At 40.9% G+C, this 2,819-nt stretch carries 1 protein-coding gene; it reads left to right on the top strand.

The window, feature by feature from the left end; genetic code table 11:
* Nucleotides 1-2,819 (top strand): Ig-like domain-containing protein (locus N2251_RS00060; protein ID WP_446678063.1); only part of this gene is annotated, 2,819 nt, incomplete at both ends.

The raw sequence follows: 2,819 nt of genomic DNA on the forward strand, positions 1-2,819 counted from the left end.
ATGGATTTAGCGGATACAGGTATCAGTTAGAATTACCAGCAGGTAGTGTAGTAGCAGGTTATGATTTCGCTACCAACGGAACCAATGATGTATTTACAGGTTTAGGAGCAGGAAATTATACTATTAGGGTACGAGATGCAAATAATTGTGAAGGAGCGTCAGTAGTTGTACCAGTAGCAAATCCATCAGCAGTAACAGCAACCACCACTCATATAGATAATTCATGTGATACTACAGTTAACGGAAGTATTGAAGTAACAGCAGGTGGCGGAACGGGAACGTACACGTATGTACTAACTAATAGTGGCGGAACCGAAGTAGCAAATACAGGTTTAACCACTACTACACCTTATACGTTTAGTAATTTACCAGCAGAAACATACACGGTAAGTGTAACTGATTCAAACGGATGTATTGCACCAGCACCAGCAGCAGTTGTTATAAATGAAGATTTAGTATTTACGTTAAACGAACCGAAAAAGTTAACCTGTACAGGTACAACAGCAGCAGATGTTGTTATAGATATTGTTTCAGGTTCAGGAAGTTATACGTATGAGATTACAAGAGATGATAGTGGAGCAAATACAGTTGTAGAAGGAGGAGTAGGAATTGCTTTACCAAGTGATCCATACACATTTAACCCTACAATAGCAGATAGGTATACGGTAAAAGTAACAGATACAGGAGCAACACCAAATTGTCCGGTAGTAAGAACGATTGAAATATTACCAGCAGTAGTACCAGTATTCACTACATCAGTAACTAATGCTACTTGTGATGGAACACCGAACGGAAGTATCGCAGTTTCAGTAACGGCAGGCTTAACACCATTAACATATAGTATAGTTCCAGCAGCAGGAACATGGGATGCAGCAAGCAATTCATTTACAGGAGTACCAGCAGGAACCTATACAGTAACTGTTGAGGGAGCTAATGGATGTTCAACCGATGCGCCAAATATTATCGTAAATGATAACCCAGTATTAACAGCAAATGCTCCAACGGCAGTTCAGTTTGGATGTACTACAGGTAATACAATGAATAATGCCACGTTAAGTATTGATGCATCAAACGGAGCAGGAGTATCAGGCGGAACAACAGTATATTCAACGGTAGAATTGTATGATGATAATGGAACTCCAGCCGATTTAACCGATGATGTTCAAATCAACACGGTAACGGTAAGTGGAACAGTTCACGAATTTGCAATAAGTGATGTTTCAGGCGGTAGTTATTATGTACGTATTGTAGATAGTGCTAATTGTGAGGTAATATCAGCATCAACAGTAATTGAGGAATTCGACCCTATTACAGATATACTTATTACATCACCAGTAAAACAAATAGATTGTTTAACAGGAGAAGATATCGTTGTAAAAACAAGTACAGATATTGATGGTGTTTCTTATGAAATAATAAGTGGTCCAGTAACACGTGCTGCTCAAATAGTAGCATTAGGAACAGGTTCTGCAAGTTTTACGGGTTTACCAACAGGAACATATGAGGTAACAGCAACGCATCCAGTAACAGGTTGTGTGTTTACAAAAGAATACATTGTAGGAGCAGCACCAAGTTATACGGTAATTGCAAATAATCCGCAAGCAASTTATTTTGCAACACAGACGGTAAGCGGATGTGAGAGTGATACAAGATTTGARGTAACAGCAACGGTAAGTGATCCAGCAGCACCAACAGGAACAGCTGCACAGACTTTCTGTTCTATTGATACACCAACAGTAGCAGATTTAGCAGCGACAGGAGTAGGAATCCARTGGTATGCAGGGTCAACAGGAGGAACATCTTTAGCCACGACAGTAGCTTTAGTAGATGGAGCAAGTTATTTTGCAACACAGACGGTAAGCGGATGTGAGAGTGATACAAGATTTGAAGTAACAGCAACGGTAAGTGATCCAGCAGCACCAACAGGAACAGCTGCACAGACTTTCTGTTCTATTGATACACCAACAGTAGCAGATTTAGCAGCGACAGGAGCAGGAATCCAGTGGTATGCAGGGTCAACAGGAGGAACATCTTTAGCCACGACAGTAGCTTTAGTAGATGGAGCAAGTTATTTTGCAACACAGACGGTAAGCGGATGTGAGAGTGATACAAGATTTGAAGTAACAGCAACGGTAAGTGATCCAGCAGCACCAACAGGAACAGCTGCACAGACTTTCTGTTCTATTGATACACCAACAGTAGCAGATTTAGCAGCGACAGGAGCAGGAATCCARTGGTATGCAGGGTCAACAGGAGGAACATCTTTAGCCACGACAGTAGCTTTAGTAGATGGAGCAAGTTATTTTGCAACACAGACGGTAAGCGGATGTGAGAGTGATACAAGATTTGAAGTAACAGCAACGGTTTCTTCTACAGGTATATGTTTAGATACAGATAATGACGGAATCGCAGATGTAGATGATGTAGATGACGATAATGATGGAATTCCAGATACAGCAGAAGGAACCGGAGATACAGATGGCGATGGTATACCAGATAGTTTAGATTTAGATAGTGATAATGACGGAATTTTAGATGTAAATGAAGGAGGCGATGGAGCTTTAGACACGAACAATGACGGAGTTATTGACGCAAACGATACCGGTTTTGCAGATGTAAATGGTGATGGTCAAGCAGATGCATCAGAAAACGCAGGAAACGAAGAGCCAGATACCGATGGCGATGGTGTACCAGATTATCAAGATTTAGATAGTGATAATGACGGAATCAATGACGTTATCGAAGATGGAAATGTAGATGCAAACAATGATGGAATCGCAGATGGAACCGATGCTGATGGAGACGGAATTGTAGATAGT

This window comes from Tenacibaculum haliotis (assembly GCF_025215075.1).
Lineage (GTDB): Bacteria > Bacteroidota > Bacteroidia > Flavobacteriales > Flavobacteriaceae > Polaribacter > Polaribacter haliotis_B.